A 16,858-nucleotide genomic window follows, 5' to 3' on the forward strand; every position below is an offset into this window, starting at 1 on the left:
AAGCATCGCCGTCCCCTTGGAGGACCGACTGGCCTGGCCCGCGTTCAGCGAGGCCGAGCTGGGCGAGGGGCTTGTTCATATCGGTGAGCCGATGTTCTTCATCGTGAACGTGCGTGCGGTCCCCTGCGTCAGCGTCTTGACGGCAGCCTGGCCGGCGTTGCCGTGCGTGTAGTGCGGCGGCGGGTTCTTGTAGACGTAGGCCAGCGAGCCGAACTCGCAGGTCCACTTCTCCATCATCTCCGTCATCGTGTCCGTCACGGCCACTTCCAGCTCGTACTCGATCAGCCGGATCTTCTGGATGGTGAACACCAGCGAGGTGCCGTCCATCATGGTGGCCGAGCGCTTGTGGATGGTCAGCGTGCCGGACGGGAAGATGTCGCCGGCCTTCATCGAGTTCAGCATCTGCGTGGTCGCGATGTCGACGCGCTTCTTGAAGCTGAACTCGAAATTGGGGTTGCGCCCCGTCAGCTCCGTCCGCTTGTCGGCCACGCGCTCGTCGAAGCCTTTGCTCTCGGCCTTGCGCCCGATGGCGGCGTTGGCGTCCTTGTACTTGTCCTCGAACTTCTCGAGGGTGTCGCGGATCAGTCGGTCGTGCTTGTCCTGCAGCGCGTCGCGCTCCTTGCCGGGAGGCGCCTTGCCCATCGCGCGCTTCAACGACGCCTGCGCCGCCGTGACGTCGCGGTTCAGCGTCTTGAACTGCTGCAGCACCGAGCTTTCCTGCGTGATCAGCGAGTCCTTCTCGCTGAACAGGTCGTCGCGCACGTCGTTGTTGATGCGCTCGTCCTCGTTGTGCAGGCTCCACTCCAGGCTCTCCAGCAACACCTGACCCTGGAACAGATGCGACACCGCCTCGCCCGCCACCGGCACGCGGGTGGGGCGCAGCAGGATCATGTAGATGTCGGCGCCGTTGTCAGCCATCAGAGGAGTGCCGTCGGGTAGAAGAAGGGAGCGGTCGGCAGGTTGTCCTTGCCGAGCGTCTTCAAGTACATCATCTTGATGCTCTTGAAGTTCAGGGTCCAGGTCTCGATCAGCTCCGTGGAGAGGCCGTCCACGGACACGTCGAGCTTGCAGCTGGAGAAGTGCCCCATCGTGCAGGCCAGCACGAAGCCGGGCTGATGGATGGCGCGGCCCTGCTGCTTGATGTGCAGCACCGTGATGGTGGCGCTGACGACGGGCAGATGGTTGTCCAGGCAGAAGTGCATCTGCGATGAACCCACGTCGAAGCGCTTCTTGAATTTTAGCGGCTCCATCTTGATGGAGACCGACTTGCCGAGTCCGGCCATGGCGGCGGCTGCGGCGGCTACGCCGGCCAGCCCGCTGCCCTTGCTCTTGGGGTCCTTCAGGGCCTTCATGCCCCAGTCGAACTCCAACAGCTCGACCGAGCCCTCCCAGCCTTCGAGCAGGCCTTCGCCCACCACCGGCCCCGCGCCGGTGATGAGTTGCAGGAAGATATTGGAGCGGCTCATGTGGACCCCTCGTCCGCCGAGTACGCCGGCCGGTCCCCCGAGGGGGCGGCGATGCCTGTGGCATCGAGCCGTAAGCACATCGCCCACGCGGGCCGGCTTGGGGCAGCCCGGCGCTCGGCCCGGAATACGTACCCGGACAAGACGTTTGCCATCAAGCTGAGGGCGAAGCGGTACCGGCCGGGATGTCCCAGTTGTAGGTCTTGGCCGCGCCCAGCTTGCCGGTCTTGTTGTCCTGCGGCTTGTATTCGATCTTGACGGTCTTGAAGACCATTTCGATCTTCTGCTGCACGGCGCCTTCTTCGGTGCCGCTCTGGTTCACCTTGGTGATGAAGCAGCCTTCCATCGTCATCGTGTAGTAGGTCTCGGGCGTGGCCGAGCCGGTGGTCTTCATCATCTGCAGCTCGACCTTGGGGAAGGCACGACCAGTACAGATGTAGCCCAGGATGACGGTGGACGAGGTGTCGAAGTAGTGTTCCCAGTTCATCTTGCCGGGGTTGGGCTTGCCGACGGACGCGCCCCCACCCTTGGTCCAGCTGGTTTCCGCTTCGACTTCCCAGTCCCAGCCCTGGATCTCGATCCACTTTTCCTTGCCCTTCTGAATGGACTCGCCATCGGCTTTGTCGAAGAAGGTGAGGAATGCATTGACTGCCATGTTGGTTTCTCCTTTAGAGGTTCAAAGTGCGCGGGATGCGGTGTTGATTGAGTGGACCCGTCCTGCTCCCGCGCCGGGCGAGTTCTCGTGAGGGATCAGGCCGACTTTTCGGACGGCAGCTTGGAGACCAGGCGCAGTGACACGGTCAGGCCTTCGAGCTGGTAATGCGGCTTCAGGTAGAACTTGGACTGGTAGTAGCCCGGTGCACCGTCCACCTCGGACACCTCGACCTGCGCCGCGGCGAGCGGGCGCGTGGCCTTGGTCTCTTCCGACGAGTTCATCGGGTCGCCGTCTACGTAGTTCAGGATCCAGCTGTTCAGCCAGTCCTCCATCGCGTCGCGCGACTTGAACGAGCCGACCTTGTCGCGCACGATGCACTTCAGGTAGTGGGCGAAGCGGTTGCAGGCGAACAGGTAGGGCAGGCGTGCGGCCAGCGCGGCATTGGCAGTCGCGTCGGCGTCGTCGTACTCCTGGGGCTTTTGCAGCGACTGGCCGCTGATGAAGGCCGCGAAGTCGCTGTTCTTGCGGTGCACCATCGACAGGAACCCGTTCTTGCTCAGCTCGGCCTCGCGGCGGTCGGAGATGGCGATCTCGGTCGGGCACTTCTGGTCCACACCGCCGTCGTCGGTCGGAAAGCTGTGCGTGGGCAGGTTGGTGACGGCGCCGCCGGACTCGATGCCTCGGATGCGCGAGCACCAGCCGTACTGCTTGAATGAGTTGTTGACGTTCACCGCCATCGCGTACGCCGCATTGGACCAGGTGTACTTGTTGTGGTCGGCGCCTTCGGTGTCTTCCTCGAACGCGAACTCGTCGACCGGGCTGGTCTTGGCGCCATACGGCACGCGCGACAGGAACCGCGGCATGCACAGGGCCAGATAGCGCGCGTCATCGCTCTCGCGCAGCGAGCGCCAGGCGGCGTACTCGGGCGTCGTAAAGATCTTGGTCAGGTCGCGCGGGTTGGCAAGTTCCTGCCAGCTTTCCATTTGCATGACGCTGGGCGCCGCGCCGGTCAGGAAGGGCGCGTGCGCGGCGGCGGCCAGCTTGGACATCTCCCCCAGCAGCTCGACGTCGGGCGGCGTGTGGTCGAAGTGGTAGTCGCCCACCAGGCAGCCGTAAGGCTCGCCGCCGAATTGGCCGTATTCCTCTTCGTACAGACGCTTGAACAGCGGCGACTGGTCCCAGGCCGTGCCCTTGAAGCGCTTCAGCGTCTTGCCCAGATCCTGCTTGGACACGTTCATCACGCGGATCTTGAGCTGCTCGTCGGTCTCGGTGTTGTTGACGAGGTAGTGCAGGCCGCGCCACGCGGATTCCAGCTTCTGGAAATCCTCGTGGTGGATGATGCGGTTGACCTGCTCCGTGAGCTTGGCGTCGATGGCCGCGATCATGGACTCGATGGTCTTGACTGCATCGTCGCTGAGCAGCGTCGTGTTGGACAGTGCCTGCTGGGCCAGCGTCTGCACCGCCTGCGCGACGGCGCCGCGCGCCTCGTCGGTCTTGGGCTTGAATTCCTTGTTCAGCAGTGCCGCGAAGTCGTTGCCTTCGAAGGTCACGCCCGCCAGGGCCGATGCTGACTGTTCCGCTTGGGTCATGTTTGAAACTCCGGTCGTTTCAGTGGATTCGGTGGGACTGCGGCTTACTCAGCCTTGGGCGCGTCGGTCAGCGTTTTCAGCAGCGTCGGGTCGGCCAGCACCTTGGCGATGAGGTCGCCGGCGCCTTGCTTGCCGTCCATGTAGGTGATCAGGTTGGACAGCTGCTGGCGGGCTTCCAGCAGCTTGTTCAGGCCGTCGACCTTGCGCGCCACGGCGGCGGGCGAGAAGTCGTCCATGCTCTCGAACGTGATGTCCACCGGCAGATTGCCGTCGCCGGTCAGCGTGTTCTCGACGCTGAAGGCCACGCGCGGCTTCATGGACTTCATGCGCGAGTCGAAGTTGTCGACGTCGATTTCCAGGAACTTGCGGTCGGCCACCGGCGGCAGCGGGTCCTCGGGCTTGCCCGACAGGTCGGCCATCACGCCCATCACAAAGGGCAGTTGCACCTTCTTCTCGGCGCCGTAAAGCTCCACGTCGTACTCGATCTGCACCCGCGGGGCCCGGTTGCGGGCGATGAATTTCTGGCTGCTCTTGCTCATCTCAATGCTCCTTGCGGACGGGATTCAGGGGTTCGACGTTCAGGAAGGGGAAAGGGCCGGGCGTCACAGGGACTCCAGGCTTTCGGGATCGACGCCCAGCATGCGGGCGACCTCGCCGACTGCCTCGGGCGCGAACTCGCGCACCAGCTGCAGGAAGTTGCGGTCGATGAGGCGCTGGGCCCGGCGCAGGAGGTCCGCGGCCGGGTTGGTGGGTTCGTTCTTTTCCAGGTAGGCGCAGATGGCCTCGATGGCGCGCACGGCGTCGGCGCGGCTCTCGATGCTGCCCAGGCCACCGCCGCCACCACGACCGCGGCGGGCGGGTGCGGGGGAATCGTCGTTGTCACCGCCATCGCCGATGCCCAGGTCGCCCAGCATGCCGGCGAGATCGTCGGAGTCGGCGTTGATGCTGGCGGGCTGCGGCGACACCGCGGCCACGCTGTCCAGCATGCTGCGCAGCGCGGAAAAGTCGGGCATCTCGCCATAGCCGAGGCGGCCGGACAGGCAGTCGTTCAGCGCGTCCAGCGCGGCGACGGCGTCGCTGGCCTGCGTCTGCACCTGCGGGTTGTCGGCCACGGCGTCGGCCAGCATGTTCTCGATCTGGCCGCGCGACGGCGGCGACTCGTCGTCGCGCGGGGTCAGGTCGCCGACCGCGATCTCGATATCGCGCACGCTGATCTGGCCGATGCTGCGGTCGTTCAGCACCAGGCTAGCGCGGATGTCGCCCAGCGTGGCGTCCAGGCTGACCAGCTCGTTGAGCACGTTGACGCGTGCATAGGCGTCGCCGTCGTCGGGGCGCGGGTGCAACTCGTCCCACCAGCGCTGCAGCAGCTGTTCGAACAGGCGCAGCGACGGCGCCAGCACCGCAAAACCCTCCAGCCGCAGCCGCGCGCGCAGCCACAGGTTGGCCACGCGCAGATCGCGGGTGCGGCTGTTCAACGACTCGGCTTGGCTGAAGACCGCGCGCCAGTCGGCCGGCTCGGCGGCGGAGAACTGCGTCTCCGGCTTTCCGGCGGCGGCCTGCGTCAGTTCAAGGAAGTCGTTGTCGTACTCCAGGTCCGGCCCGGTCGGGTCGTCCTCTGAGATGGGTTCCAGCCACGGCGCCAGCGCAGGGTCGCTGCTGAGCGACTGCGCGGGGTCAAGCGACTCGTCGAAGGGGCTGGTGTCGTCCATGGAGGTCGGCAAGGGTCTCGGGGGTGGCGCAAGCCCGCCGGAAAACGACGGCGAACATGAGCTCGGCGGGTAAGTAACGGCGCCCGTGGCTTAGTTCCCTGGAGCGAATCCGGCGCCCCGCGAGCAAGTGTCGGGAACGGAATCCCCATCGGTGACACTCAGTATCTGGACGCGCGCCCAACGCGGGCGTCTTCACGCGCGCACGATGAATTCACCCGACGACAACGACGCGACCATCATTCGCCCCATCGGCCCCAGTGCCGCCGCGGCGGACCTGGACGCGCCCACGATGATCAGCAGCCCCCCGGTGGCGCCGCCGGCCGTGGCTGCGGCGGACGCAGCGGGCCACGAGGGCGGCAATGCGCTGCCCGTGGGGAGCCGGCAGGCCGAGTTCGAGGTCGTGCGCGTGTTGGGCGAGGGCGGCTTCGGCATCGTCTACCTTGCCCGCGACCACGCGCTGGAGCGCATGGTGGCGCTGAAGGAGTACATGCCGGCGGCGCTGGCGCTGCGCGGCGAGCGCTCGCAGGTGCGGGTGCGCTCCGACCGCCACCGCGACACGTTCGAGGCCGGCCTGAAGAGCTTCATCAACGAGGCGCGGCTGCTGGCGCAGTTCGACCATCCGTCGCTGGTCAAGGTCTACCGCTTCTGGGAGGCCAACGGCACTGCCTTCATGGTCATGCCCTTCATCGAAGGCAAGACGGTGAAGGACACGCTCAAGGAGATGGGGGCGCCGCCGGACGAGGCTTGGCTGATGAACATGCTGGCGCCGCTGACCGAGGCGCTGCTGGTGCTGCACGGCGAGAACTGCTACCACCGCGACATCGCGCCCGACAACATCATCCTGGTCCGGGGCAGCAACGCGCCTCTGCTGTTGGACTTCGGCGCCGCGCGCCGCGTCATCGGCGACATGACGCAGGCGCTCACCGTCATACTGAAGCCCGGCTATGCGCCCATCGAGCAGTACGCCGAGGTGCCCAGCCTGAAGCAAGGCCCGTGGACCGACGTCTACGCGCTGGCCGCCGTCATTTATTGCGCCATCACCGGCCGCACGCCGCCGCCCAGCGTGGGCCGCATCGTCAAGGACGACTACGTGCCGCTGGCCCAGCTGGCCCAGGGCCGCTACAGCGACCGGCTGGCCGCAGCGGTGGACCAGGCGCTGCAGGTCATGCCCGACAACCGCATCGCGTCGATGGAGCAGTTCCGCGAGGCGCTAGGGCTGAGCGGGCACTACACGCCCCGGCCCGGCCAGATGGCGACGCAGATCCAGGCGCCTGCTGCGCCGGCTGCCGGGCCAAGCGCGGCGGACGCGCCCGCGCCCGCGCCTGAGAAGGGCCGCCTGCCGCTGTTCGCCGGCCTGGGGCTGGCAGGTGTCGCTGCGGCCGGCGCGGCGGCATACTTCCTGACGCGCGCCCCGGCGCCCGTGGAAACCGCGGCGGTCGACACGCCGCCGGTCGTGGCCGCCACGCCGGCGCCATCTCCCGCCCCTGCGACCGTGGGGCCCGTGGCGGCGCCCGTGCCCGATGACCTGCACGGCCAGTTCATGCGGCTGGCCAGCCAGCACACGCCCGGCTTCGACGTGCAGGCGCAGGCCGAGCGCGCGCTGCTGCGCATCGACAAGGACGATCTGCGTTTCAGCGTGACGACGTCGCGCGAAGGCCATCTGTATGTGCTGCTGGCCGGCCCGGACGGTAGCCTCATCCAGCTGTTCCCCAACGACAAGGCGCGCAACAACCGCATGGCCGCCGGCCAGACGCTGAAGCTGCCGCAGGCCAGCTGGCCGCTGAAGGCCGCCGAACCCGCGGGCCTGGAGCATTTCCTGGTGCTGGTGACGGCCGAGCCGCGCACCTTCGCACCCTGGGCCACCGAGAAGGATCCGTCCTACGGCTTCCTGTCACTGCCGTCCAAAGGGCCGGCCGTGGCGCCCGGTGCGCCAAGCTGGCTGTTGGGTCAGCCTGATTGCGGTCGCCCCAGCTGCGCCACGGAGTTTGGCGCCGCCGTGTTCAGCGTCGAGGCGGTCAAGTAGCCAGGCCGCCCGCCTGCGGCGAGCGCGGCGCGGAACCCAGCCGCGGATGCGGTTACACAAGATGCAGCCTGCAAGCCGCGCCGACCAGGCGCCCCTTGCGGAGTCTCTCGTCCAACCGGGACTGCGCCCTGAACTCCATCGCCGCCACAGTCGCCCCATCCGCCGCTACGCCTAGCCCGTCAGCCGCGCCGCGCCTACTGGACGCCTTCGTCAGCGCCGCGGCCACCGGCCGGCTGCTGTGGGCCGGGCCGGTGGAAGGTGGACGACCGCAGGTCTGCTGCGGCACAAGGCCCGATGGCGCCGCCACCGACGAGATCGGCCGGTTGTTCGTCATGGCGTTGCGTGACCACTTCGGCGAAGCTGCGGCAGCCATTGCCGAGCGGGAGTGGCGGCTCAGCGTCGCGCCGCGCCGGCTGCTGCCCGCGCGCACCGTGCGCTGCGCGGTCGCGTGCGCCGAGACCGCGCTCAGCTTGCTGATGGCGCAGTCTCAATTGCTGCAGTTCGAGTTCTCCGCCCGGTTGATTGGCTGGCGCTTCCGGCGTGTTGCGGAATCGCTGGACATGGATCCGGCTGCCTTGTCCGCCGAGTTCCGGCAGGCGCTGGACGAGGCGCTGACGGTCGATTTCCAGCTGCCGCCGACCGACCCTGAAATGGCCGCCGCGCGGTTGCGGACACTGCTGACGAACGGTTTGCACTGAGTTTCGTGACGCAGTTCACGGTGGCTGGTGGAAACCCGCGCCCGTGAACACGGGGGCGCGCTGTCGCGGGGCGTCAGTCGGCGGCGTCTTCTCAGACAAGGCGGCCCCAATCCGAGGTCGCACGATCGCCCGGAGCCCGTGATGCAGCCGCAGTGCCCTCAGATCCGTCCTGTCCTTGCCGCCGACCCGAACACCATTTTTTCGGCGCTGTTCGGCGAGCACCGCGACCGGCTGTACCGTTTCGTGCTGCGCCACATCGGCGACAGCACGGAGGCCGAGGAGCTGAGTCAGCAGGCCTTCGTCGAGGCGGCGCGCACCTTCGAGCAGTTCCGTGGCGAATCTCAGCTGTCCACCTGGCTGTACGGCATCGCGATGAACCTGGTGCGCAACCACCTGGCGCGCTCGCCGTCGCGGCTGTACCGCTTCGAAGACGAGACCGCGCTCGACGCCACGCCCTGCAATCAGGCCGACCCTGAACAGCAGTGCCACCTGAACCAACTGATGCTGCTGCTGCAGAACGAGCTGGATGGCCTGATGCCCGAGATGCGCGAGGTGCTGCTGTTAGTGGCCATGGACGACATGAGCTACGAGGACGCCGCCGCGCTGCTGTCCGTGCCTATCGGCACCGTGCGCAGCCGCGTGTCGCGTGCCCGCTCGCATCTGCGCACACGCATGCAGGCCCGCGGCGCTCAGCTGCCGTTCTAGCCGGCGAGTCATTTCACGAATCGCGTGCGTCGCTCGCGCTCCAGGTCATTGAGGCTGATTCATCTCGGTCGCTGTGCGATGCGACGAGATGCCACGTCGGTGACCGGGTGACTCTGTTCAACGTTTCACTCGCCGGCGTAGTCGCCTTGCGTTGCGGCTCTTGTCTTGTCTCCCAGTCTTTGAAGGAAATTTGCGCCAGTCGTCAAAACCTGTGTATACTGCTAGCTTCAGTCGCGGGGTGGAGCAGTCTGGTAGCTCGTTGGGCTCATAACCCAAAGGTCGTCGGTTCAAATCCGGCCCCCGCAACCAAATTAAGAGTCTTGCAAGAGACTCAGCAAAGCCCGCCAGGAAGTGATTCAGGCGGGCTTTGTCGTTTCTGGGGCCGATGGCTTCAGGGCAGTTGCTGATCGCGTGCCAGCAGCGTGGCCGCCTCGGTGGTGAGCAGGCGGTTGTCTACCGACTTCACACCCGGCTGATTGCTCGCCAGCGCGGTGGCCAGGTCGCGTGAGGGCGCGTCGCTCACCACGCCTTCCATGCGAACGACACCCTGCTGCGTGCTGATGATGATCTTGTGGCGGGACAGCGAGGCATCGCCGCCCAGCGCCGTTGTGACGCGTGTCGTGATTGCCCGGTCCTCCGCGGCGGGGCCGTCCAGGCTGACCGGCGGCGCACTGGCTGCCGCGCCCGGCACGGCCTGCGCCGCCGACTGCACGCCCGTGGCGGGCGGCACGATCTGACTGCCGTGCGGCAGCGCCAGCTGGTTGTCTACACCGCGCACGCCTTGCGGTGCGCCGGCCAACACGGTGGCACGGGCCTTGGCGGTAGCGTCGGGAGCGGGGCCTTGCAGCCGCACGATGCCGTTCACCGTGTCCACGTCGATGCGCGAGGCGCTCAGAGCGGGGTCAGCTGCCAGCGCGGTCTTCACTTTCAGGCTGATGCCCGCGTCGTTCATCGCGGTCCCGACGCCGGCGACTGCATTGCTGGAGGCGTCCGCCACAGCCTGCTGCGAATCGGTGATGCGCTGCTCCGCCTGACTTCCGGTGGCACGCAGCTGGCCGATGGCATCGTCCAGCTGCGTCCCCATGCTGCGCGGGTCCTCCAGGCTGTGTGTGATGAGCAGGGCCAGCGCCGCGCCCACCACGAGCGCCAGCACCCAGCCCAGGGCGCCGGAGCGGCGGCGCACCACCCGGGTCGGCGTGCCGGCCGGGTCGGCGACCGGGGTGGCGGCAGGACTGCCGTAGGCAGGCAGGAAGCGTTGCCAGCGACGCGGGTGATGGGGGTCGGAAGTGCTCATGTCTGCCTCCAATGTGGCGGCCTGCGGGGAGCTGACCGCCTTGTCGGCAAGTCTGGCCGGCGGCCACAGCGCGAGCCGTCAGAGGCAGCACATGCAGGCTGTAGGACGTGCAGCCACCACTTGCAGTGCGCAACCAATGCACCCGGACTCGCGCGACTTCAGCCGCGACCTGCCGGCTGAACCCGCCGGCCGGGTGTAGTGGCAATGCTCAGCCCACAGCAAGCAGTGACAACCGTCACGATCTGCCGCGCCTGGGCGCGAATCGGTCGCGAACTTGATCGCATCAGGTCCGACGCAGGCGTTAACGTTCAGCCTGTTTTGTTTGTCTCCTCCACCCGCAACGGTGGATTTCCACCCTTCGGACCGCGATGCGGCCGAAGGGTTTTTTCTTGGACGGTTGCGTAGACCGGAAGACGCAGGCCACAGGTAACGCTTTCAGGGATTCAAAGCCCCGGAGAAGCCCTGGCCTGGATGGAGATGAGTCTCTGTGTCGGCGGACAACAAGTTGTGTATCTGGCCGTCCGCACAGAGGCAGGACTGGCGAGCAGGCCGTGCTGCCCATAGGCCGCTGGGGCGTTCAGCGCTAAGTAGGCGTTGTCTGACAGAGAGCGAAGTTTTTGCGGGCTAGCATCCGCTCGGGTTTGGCCCTGTCGCCACTGGCGTTTCCAGAACGGCGCTTTCTCCACCCCGAGGAACCCCATGAAGAACAACGGTGCGGCTGTCGAGGCGCTGCTGACCCAGGATCGTGCCCAGATGCTGGCCGAGTGGCAGGCTGAACTGGCAGCGGGCGGCGGCAACCGCGGCTTGTTGAACGAGGGCCGGGAGATCGCTCAACTGCTGGACGGCATCGCGGCCGGCCTGCGCAACGGCGGCGGCCTGGACGACTTCGAAGGCCAAGCCTGGTCGTTGATCCGCGAGATGCTGTCCGGCCTGTCCCGCTCGCGCGCGGCACAGGGCTCCACGGCGGCCGACACCAGCCGTTTCGTGCTGGCGCTGAAGAAGCCTGTGTTCTCCGGCCTGCAGCGCACGATCGGCGCCGACCCGGCCGCGCTGATCGAGACGGTCTGGGCCATCTCGTCGCTGATCGATCAGATGGCTCAGTTCACGGTGACGACCTACCAACGAAGCCGCGAGGACATCATCGCCCGCCAGCAGCAGGAACTGCTGGAGCTTTCCACGCCGGTGATCAAGCTGTGGGACGGCGTGCTGGCCGCGCCGATGATCGGCACGCTGGACAGCAACCGCACGCAGATCGTCATGGAGGCGTTGCTGCAACGCATCGTCGACACCGGCTCCCACATCGCCATCGTGGACATCACCGGCGTGCCGACCGTGGACACGCTGGTGGCCCAGCACCTGATGAAGACCGTCACGGCCATCCGGCTGATGGGCGCTGAATGCATCATCAGCGGCATCCGGCCGCAGATCGCGCAGACCATCGTGCACCTGGGCATCGACTTGGCTGGCATCATCACCAAGGCCACGCTGGCCGACGCGCTGGCGGTGGCGATGAAGCGCACCGGGTTCGTCGTGACCCGCGCCAAGGCCGCATCGGCCGCTGCCGCCGCGGCGGCGGATTGAGATGCAGCGCATCCCCATCCTGCAGATCGGCCGGCGCCTGCTGGTGACGATCCAGGTCGACCTGCTGGACCAGACCGCGCTGGCGCTGCAGGAAGACCTGTCCAACAAGATCGAGCGAACCGGCGCCACCGGCGTGCTCATCGACATCTCTGCGCTCGAGATCGTCGACTCTTTCATCGGCCGCATGCTGGCCCACATCTCCAGCATCGCCAGCGTACTGGGCGCGACCACCGTGGTCGTCGGCATGCAGCCGGCCGTGGCCATCACCCTCGTCGAACTGGGCATGTCGCTGGATGGCGTGCGCACGGCGCTGAACGTCGAACGCGGCATGGCAGTGCTCGACCAGGCCAACGAGGAGCTCTCGCATGATGACGACCACGACGGCCAATGAGGGCAGCGTTCCCATCCGCAGCGAGCATGACGTTGTCACCAGCCGCCAGCTGGTGCGCAAGCTGACGCAGCAGCTGAACTTCTCGCTGGTCGACCAGACCAAGATGATCACGGCGGCCAGCGAGCTGTCGCGCAACACGCTGATCTACGGCGGCGGGGGCGACATGACGTGGCAGTTGCGCCAGGAGGGCATCCGCCACGGGCTGACGCTGAACTTCATCGACCAGGGCCCCGGCATTCCCGACATGGAGCTGGCTATGAAGGACGGCTGGACTTCCGGCAGCGGCCTGGGCAAGGGGTTGTCGGGCAGCAAGCGGCTGGTCAACGACTTCGACATCCAGTCCGTCGTCGGGCAGGGCACGCGCGTGACGATCACGCGCTGGAAGTAGCGCGGCATGCGCCCCTTCCAACGCATTGCGGTCGAGGACATCAGCCAGGTCGGCGAGGCGCGCCGCGCTGGGCAGGCGCTGGCGCTGGAGCTGCGATTCGGCGAGGAGGCCGGTGGCCGGCTGGCGGTCGCGGTGACCGAGCTGGGCACCAACCTCGTCCGCCATGCGGGCGGCGGTGCGCTGCTGCTCGGCGTCGTGGAGGGCGGCATCGAGGTGTTGTCGCTGGACCGAGGCCCCGGCATGGACATCGAGCGCTGTCTGCGCGACGGCTATTCCACTGCGGGCACGGCGGGTAACGGGCTGGGCGCCGTGCGCCGCCTGGCCCGGCATTTCGCGGCCTTCTCGCAGCCCGGCGGCGGCACCGTTCTGCGCGCGCGCTTCGAACACGAGGCCGGCGCGCCGCCAGCCGTACTACCTGGCTTCAGCATCGCCGGACTCGGCCTGGCCTCGCCTGGTGAACGCGTCTGCGGCGATGGCTGGGGGCTGCGCACCCATGAGGGACGCACGCTGCTGCTGATGGCCGACGGCCTGGGCCACGGCCCCGAAGCGGCCGAGGCGGCCGATCTGGCGCTGGACCTGTTCCAGCGCGCCCGCGCCGCCGCGCCGGCGCTGATGCTGGAGGATTCGCACGCGTCGATGCGCAGCACGCGCGGCGCGGCTGTCGCCATCGCATCGCTGGGCGACAGCGGCCCGGTGGTTTTTGCCGGCGTCGGCAACATTGTGGGCCGGCTGATCTCGGGCGTCAGCGACAAGACGCTGCTGTCGCAGCCCGGCACGCTGGGCGTGCAGATCCGCCGCTTGCAGGACTGCGTGTACGACTGGCCCGAACATGCCCTCCTCGTCATGCATTCCGACGGCATCGCCACGCGCTGGAGCCTGGCCGAGGTGCCGGGCCTGCTGCAGTGCGAGCCGATGCTGATCGCGGCATGGATCCTGCGTGACCACAGCCGCGGGCGCGACGATGCCACCATAGTCGTCGTGCGCCGCCATTGAGCTTGCAAGGACCGCATTCATGCAGCAACCGCCCCTGACCGACGCCAGCGTGCTGCAGGCCGCACTGGACGAATCGCGCCAGCAGGTGCAAATGCTGCAGCAGGAATTGGACGAGACCAACGCCGGCGTGCTGGCGTTGTACGCCGAGCTCGATACCCAGGCCCAGCAGCTGCGCCAGGCGACCGAGCTGAAGAGCCGCTTCCTGGCCTACATGAGCCACGAGTTCCGCACACCCATCTCGTCCATCCGCAGCCTGACGCGGCTGCTGCTGGACCGCGTGGACGGGCCGCTGACGCCCGAGCAGGAGAAGCAGATCCACTTCATCCGCACCACGTCGGAGGAGTTCGCCGAGATGGTCAACGATCTGCTAGACCTGACCAAGGTCGAGGCCGGGCGCATCGAGGTGTCGCCGGCGTGGTTTGAGCTGGTGGACCTGTTCTCGGCGCTGCGCGGCATGTTCAAGCCGGTGCTCGTCAACCCGGACGTGCAGCTGGTCTTCGAGGAGCCCCAGGGCAGCACGCAGCTGTTCACCGACAACGCCAAGCTGTCGCAGATATTGCGCAACTTCATTTCCAACGCGTTGAAGTTCACCACCAGCGGCGAGGTGCGCGTGTCGGCGGTGCAGACGGGTGAAAGCATGGTGTTCTCGGTGACCGACACCGGCATCGGCATCGCACCGGAGTTCCACGCGACAATCTTCAACGACTTCGCGCAGATCGACTCGCACGTGCAGAAGCGCGTGCGCGGCACCGGCCTGGGCCTGTCGCTGAGCAAGCGCCTGGCGGAGCTGCTGGGCGGGCACATCGAGCTGGAGAGCGCCGCCGGCGTGGGCTCGACGTTCTCCGTCACGGTGCCGCTGCGCCTCGCCCAGGCGCCGGCCGCCGCGGGATGATCGGCCCATGAGCCCAACGCCGATCTCGATCCGCAAGGTCGACCGCGCGCAGCACCGCGTGCTGGTCGTCAACGACGACCCGGCGGGCCGCTACACCACCGTGCGGCAGCTGCAGCGGGCGGGCTTCCCCACCGTCGAGGCCTGCACCGGCACGGAGGCGCTGGCGCTGGCCGACGAGAGCCTGTCGGCCGTCGTGCTGGACATCCACCTGCCGGACATCGACGGCCTGGAAGTCTGCCGCCGGCTGCGCACGCAGCCCGCCACGTTTCGGTTGCCGGTCATTCATCTCACCGCCGCTTTCTTGTCCGATGAAGACAAGGTGCGCGGTCTGGACTCCGGCGCCGACGCCTACCTGACCCACCCGGTGGAGCCGGCCGTGCTGGTCTCCACCATCCAGGCCCTCGTGCGTACGCGCGAGGCCGAGGAGGCGATGCGCCACAGCGAGGCCAAGTTCCGCGCCGCGTTCGAGCGGGCGCCCAGCGGCATCGGTCTGGTTGACGCGGGGACGGGTCGGCTGCTGGAGGTCAACCCGGCGATGCTGGCGCTGCTGGGCCGCGGGCCTGGCGCCGTCGTCGGCCAGCCGCTGCTGGACTTTGTGGCGCCCGACGATGTCGACGCCGCGCGGGCCTTCGTCGCTTCGCTGACCACGACCGCCGCGCACGCCGAGTTCGGCCTTGTGCAGCGTGACGGGCAGACGGTGCCGGTCGAATGGACCTCGGCCACCTACCTGGAGCCAGGCGTGGCGATGCTGGTGGCCACCGACGTTTCGCAGCGGCTGCTGGTGGCCCGGCAGCGGCAGGAGCTGCTGGAGCGCGAGCGCAGCGCGCGCGGCGACGCCGAGCGCCACAGCCGGCTGAAGGACGACCTCATCGCCGTGCTGTCGCACGAGCTGCGCACGCCGCTGAACGTCATCATCAACTGGGTGCACGTGCTGCAAAAGCGCAGCCAGCCTGACCTGCTGGAGCGCGGCCTGTCGGCCATCGAGCGCAACACGGTGCTGCAGGCCCGCATGATCTCGGACATCTTGGACATGTCGCGGCTGAACCTCGGGAAGCTGCCGCTGAACCGGGCATGGACCGACATCGGCAGCATCGTGAGCGCTGCCGTGGCCTCGGTGCAGCCGCAGCTGCAGGCCAGCCACCACAAGCTGCAGGTGGACCTGCAGGACGGCGGCCTGCGCCTGTACGCCGACGAGGCCCGCATCCAGCAGGTGTTGTGGAACCTGATCGGCAACGCGGCTAAATTCTCGCCGTCGGGCAGCGAAATCAGCCTCGCCGTGCATGCCGAGCGTGGCGGCATCTGCCTGACGGTGCGCGACCAGGGCCAGGGCATCGCGGCCGACTTTCTGCCCCACGTGTTCGACCGCTTCGTGCAGAGCGACGCCGCCAGCAACCGGCTGCATGGCGGCATGGGCCTGGGCCTGGCCATTGTGAAGAACCTCGTCGAGGCGCATGGCGGCCAGGTGTCCGTCAGTAGCGCCGGCGCCGGGCAGGGCGCGGAGTTCGTCGTGTGGCTGCCGGGCGATCCCGAAGACAGCCCGGAGTCGGGACCGGCCGCGCTCGACGGCGCGCCAGGCGCAGCCGACGCGAAGACGCTGGACGGGCTGCGCCTGCTGCTCGTGGAGGATGACGTGGAGGCCGGTGCGATGCTGGCGCTGATCCTTGGCGAGCAGGGGGGCCTCGTGCAGCACGTGCCCTCCGTGGACGAGGCGCTGCAGTGCCTGGGCCGCGAGCGCTTCGACCTGCTGATCAGCGACATCGGCATGCCCGGCCGTGACGGCTACGAGCTGATCCGCGAGCTACGCCGGCGCGAAGGCGACAGCGGGGCGGCGCGCGTGCCGGCCATCGCGCTGACGGCGTTCTCGCGTGAGGCCGACCGCGCCCATGCGCTGGGCGCCGGCTTCGACGTTCACCTAGGCAAGCCGCTGCGCCCGCAGCAGTTGCTGACTCAGATCCGGCGCCTGGTGGCCGCGGGACATTGACGCCACCCCTTCACGCCGCAGGAGCGACCATGGAAACGAATGAACTGCATCGCGGCCGTCTCATCGATCACATCCATCTGGTCGTGCGCGACTTGCCCGCCAGCCAGCGCTTCTACGAGGCCATCTTCAAGGCGCTCGACATTCCCCTCGGCGGTACTGGCGACAGCTATTTCTGGGCCGACGAGCTGTTCGTCTCCACCGCGCAGAGCGAGGCGGCGCAGGGCGAGCTGACGGGCCGCGTCCACTTGGCCTTCCAGGCCAGGGACCGCGCCGCCGTGCAGGCCTTCCACCAGGCTGCGCTGGCCAGCGGCGGCCGCGACCACGGTGCGCCGGGCGAGCGCCCCTATCACCCCGGCTACTACGCCGCCTTCGTGCTGGATCCCGACGGCAACAACATCGAGGCGGTCTTCCACGGAGCGGCCACGCGCAGCGCCGCCTCGGTCAAGGTCACCTTCTAGCGCCGCGGGCCGGCGTCCCGGCAGACAAGACCTGGCCC

Annotated in this window: 17 protein-coding genes and 1 tRNA gene; 11 read left to right on the plus strand and 7 right to left on the minus strand. The window is 67.8% G+C overall.

The window, feature by feature from the left end; translation table 11 throughout:
- Window positions 1-75: 75 nt before the first annotated feature.
- The 6 genes from ACG02S_RS04100 to tssA all read right to left on the minus strand — a co-directional run bounded on the left by ACG02S_RS04100 (window position 76) and on the right by tssA (window position 5,416).
- Window positions 76-918, minus strand: a complete 843-nt coding sequence (locus ACG02S_RS04100) for a hypothetical protein (protein WP_394469154.1) — start codon at window positions 916-918, stop codon at window positions 76-78.
- Entirely contained in the window at window positions 918-1,466 is a 549-nt protein-coding gene (locus ACG02S_RS04105) for a hypothetical protein (RefSeq protein ID WP_394469155.1), read from the minus strand. Before ACG02S_RS04105 ends, ACG02S_RS04100 begins: the two co-directional genes overlap by 1 nt.
- Before the next feature lie 151 nt (window positions 1,467-1,617).
- The gene (locus ACG02S_RS04110; protein WP_394469156.1) at window positions 1,618-2,118 is read right to left on the minus strand and encodes an Hcp family type VI secretion system effector; all 501 of its coding nucleotides are present in this window, start codon (window positions 2,116-2,118) and stop codon (window positions 1,618-1,620) included.
- A gap of 95 nt (window positions 2,119-2,213) precedes the next feature.
- A complete protein-coding gene (tssC, locus tag ACG02S_RS04115; RefSeq protein WP_394469157.1) occupies window positions 2,214-3,707 on the minus strand; it encodes a type VI secretion system contractile sheath large subunit in 1,494 nt (497 codons plus the stop codon).
- Window positions 3,708-3,751: 44 nt separating this feature from the next.
- The gene (tssB, locus tag ACG02S_RS04120; protein ID WP_394469158.1) at window positions 3,752-4,246 is read right to left on the minus strand and encodes a type VI secretion system contractile sheath small subunit; all 495 of its coding nucleotides are present in this window, start codon (window positions 4,244-4,246) and stop codon (window positions 3,752-3,754) included.
- Window positions 4,247-4,309: 63 nt separating this feature from the next.
- Window positions 4,310-5,416: a type VI secretion system protein TssA gene (gene tssA / locus ACG02S_RS04125; RefSeq protein WP_394469159.1), complete on the minus strand. Its 1,107-nt coding sequence runs from the start codon at window positions 5,414-5,416 to the stop codon at window positions 4,310-4,312.
- A 205-nt stretch (window positions 5,417-5,621) separates the two neighbouring features.
- Here tssA and ACG02S_RS04130 point away from each other — a divergent pair, with 205 nt between their 5' ends.
- From ACG02S_RS04130 to ACG02S_RS04145, 4 genes are all read left to right on the plus strand, one after another.
- Entirely contained in the window at window positions 5,622-7,439 is a 1,818-nt protein-coding gene (locus ACG02S_RS04130; RefSeq protein ID WP_394469160.1) for a serine/threonine protein kinase, read from the plus strand.
- Window positions 7,440-7,771: 332 nt separating this feature from the next.
- Complete coding sequence (locus ACG02S_RS04135) at window positions 7,772-8,137, plus strand: hypothetical protein (protein WP_394469161.1); 366 nt, start codon at window positions 7,772-7,774, stop codon at window positions 8,135-8,137.
- Between the two features lie 141 nt (window positions 8,138-8,278).
- Window positions 8,279-8,842 carry an RNA polymerase sigma factor gene (locus ACG02S_RS04140; RefSeq protein ID WP_394469162.1) on the plus strand — a complete coding sequence of 188 codons (564 nt, stop codon included), beginning with the start codon at window positions 8,279-8,281 and terminating at the stop codon, window positions 8,840-8,842.
- Between the two features lie 232 nt (window positions 8,843-9,074).
- Window positions 9,075-9,151: transfer RNA gene (locus ACG02S_RS04145), tRNA-Met, on the plus strand.
- Window positions 9,152-9,233: 82 nt separating this feature from the next.
- Here the strand turns inward: ACG02S_RS04145 and ACG02S_RS04150 are convergent.
- A complete protein-coding gene (locus tag ACG02S_RS04150; protein WP_394469163.1) occupies window positions 9,234-10,136 on the minus strand; it encodes a BON domain-containing protein in 903 nt (300 codons plus the stop codon).
- Between the two features lie 699 nt (window positions 10,137-10,835).
- On the opposite strand from ACG02S_RS04150, the gene ACG02S_RS04155 reads away from it, so the two are divergent.
- From ACG02S_RS04155 to ACG02S_RS04185, 7 genes are read left to right on the plus strand one after another with little or no spacing between them, the layout of a single operon-like run.
- A complete protein-coding gene (locus ACG02S_RS04155; protein ID WP_394469164.1) occupies window positions 10,836-11,717 on the plus strand; it encodes an STAS domain-containing protein in 882 nt (293 codons plus the stop codon).
- 1 nt (window position 11,718) lies between these two features.
- Complete coding sequence (locus ACG02S_RS04160; RefSeq protein ID WP_394469165.1) at window positions 11,719-12,108, plus strand: STAS domain-containing protein; 390 nt, start codon at window positions 11,719-11,721, stop codon at window positions 12,106-12,108.
- Window positions 12,083-12,496: an anti-sigma regulatory factor gene (locus ACG02S_RS04165; RefSeq protein WP_394469166.1), complete on the plus strand. Its 414-nt coding sequence runs from the start codon at window positions 12,083-12,085 to the stop codon at window positions 12,494-12,496. The genes ACG02S_RS04160 and ACG02S_RS04165 overlap by 26 nt, the downstream gene beginning before the upstream one ends.
- Window positions 12,497-12,502: 6 nt before the next feature.
- Window positions 12,503-13,489 (plus strand): ATP-binding protein, encoded by a 987-nt coding sequence (locus ACG02S_RS04170; protein ID WP_394469167.1) that lies wholly within the window; start codon window positions 12,503-12,505, stop codon window positions 13,487-13,489.
- A gap of 19 nt (window positions 13,490-13,508) precedes the next feature.
- On the plus strand, window positions 13,509-14,381 hold the full coding sequence (locus tag ACG02S_RS04175; RefSeq protein WP_394469168.1) for a sensor histidine kinase: 873 nt from the start codon (window positions 13,509-13,511) through the stop codon (window positions 14,379-14,381).
- Between the two features lie 7 nt (window positions 14,382-14,388).
- A complete protein-coding gene (locus tag ACG02S_RS04180) occupies window positions 14,389-16,362 on the plus strand; it encodes a response regulator (RefSeq protein WP_394469169.1) in 1,974 nt (657 codons plus the stop codon).
- Between the two features lie 29 nt (window positions 16,363-16,391).
- The gene (locus ACG02S_RS04185; RefSeq protein ID WP_394469170.1) at window positions 16,392-16,820 is read left to right on the plus strand and encodes a VOC family protein; all 429 of its coding nucleotides are present in this window, start codon (window positions 16,392-16,394) and stop codon (window positions 16,818-16,820) included.
- The last annotated feature ends 38 nt before the right edge of the window (window positions 16,821-16,858 follow it).

This window comes from Pelomonas dachongensis (genome assembly GCF_043555865.1).
In the GTDB taxonomy this organism is placed as follows: Bacteria; Pseudomonadota; Gammaproteobacteria; order Burkholderiales; family Burkholderiaceae_C; genus Pelomonas; species Pelomonas dachongensis.

Coding starts and splice junctions, on each gene's coding strand:
- ACG02S_RS04160 (WP_394469165.1), top strand. CDS start 11,719: ATGCAGCGCATCCCCATCCTGCAGATCGGCCGGCGCCTGCTGGTGACG.
- ACG02S_RS04100 (WP_394469154.1), bottom strand. CDS start 918: ATGGCTGACAACGGCGCCGACATCTACATGATCCTGCTGCGCCCCACC.
- ACG02S_RS04170 (WP_394469167.1), top strand. CDS start 12,503: ATGCGCCCCTTCCAACGCATTGCGGTCGAGGACATCAGCCAGGTCGGC.
- tssA (WP_394469159.1), bottom strand. CDS start 5,416: ATGGACGACACCAGCCCCTTCGACGAGTCGCTTGACCCCGCGCAGTCG.
- ACG02S_RS04135 (WP_394469161.1), top strand. CDS start 7,772: ATGGCGTTGCGTGACCACTTCGGCGAAGCTGCGGCAGCCATTGCCGAG.
- ACG02S_RS04140 (WP_394469162.1), top strand. CDS start 8,279: ATGCAGCCGCAGTGCCCTCAGATCCGTCCTGTCCTTGCCGCCGACCCG.
- ACG02S_RS04180 (WP_394469169.1), top strand. CDS start 14,389: ATGAGCCCAACGCCGATCTCGATCCGCAAGGTCGACCGCGCGCAGCAC.
- ACG02S_RS04155 (WP_394469164.1), top strand. CDS start 10,836: ATGAAGAACAACGGTGCGGCTGTCGAGGCGCTGCTGACCCAGGATCGT.
- ACG02S_RS04150 (WP_394469163.1), bottom strand. CDS start 10,136: ATGAGCACTTCCGACCCCCATCACCCGCGTCGCTGGCAACGCTTCCTG.
- ACG02S_RS04185 (WP_394469170.1), top strand. CDS start 16,392: ATGGAAACGAATGAACTGCATCGCGGCCGTCTCATCGATCACATCCAT.
- ACG02S_RS04175 (WP_394469168.1), top strand. CDS start 13,509: ATGCAGCAACCGCCCCTGACCGACGCCAGCGTGCTGCAGGCCGCACTG.
- ACG02S_RS04105 (WP_394469155.1), bottom strand. CDS start 1,466: ATGAGCCGCTCCAATATCTTCCTGCAACTCATCACCGGCGCGGGGCCG.
- ACG02S_RS04110 (WP_394469156.1), bottom strand. CDS start 2,118: ATGGCAGTCAATGCATTCCTCACCTTCTTCGACAAAGCCGATGGCGAG.
- tssC (WP_394469157.1), bottom strand. CDS start 3,707: ATGACCCAAGCGGAACAGTCAGCATCGGCCCTGGCGGGCGTGACCTTC.
- ACG02S_RS04165 (WP_394469166.1), top strand. CDS start 12,083: ATGATGACGACCACGACGGCCAATGAGGGCAGCGTTCCCATCCGCAGC.
- tssB (WP_394469158.1), bottom strand. CDS start 4,246: ATGAGCAAGAGCAGCCAGAAATTCATCGCCCGCAACCGGGCCCCGCGG.
- ACG02S_RS04130 (WP_394469160.1), top strand. CDS start 5,622: ATGAATTCACCCGACGACAACGACGCGACCATCATTCGCCCCATCGGC.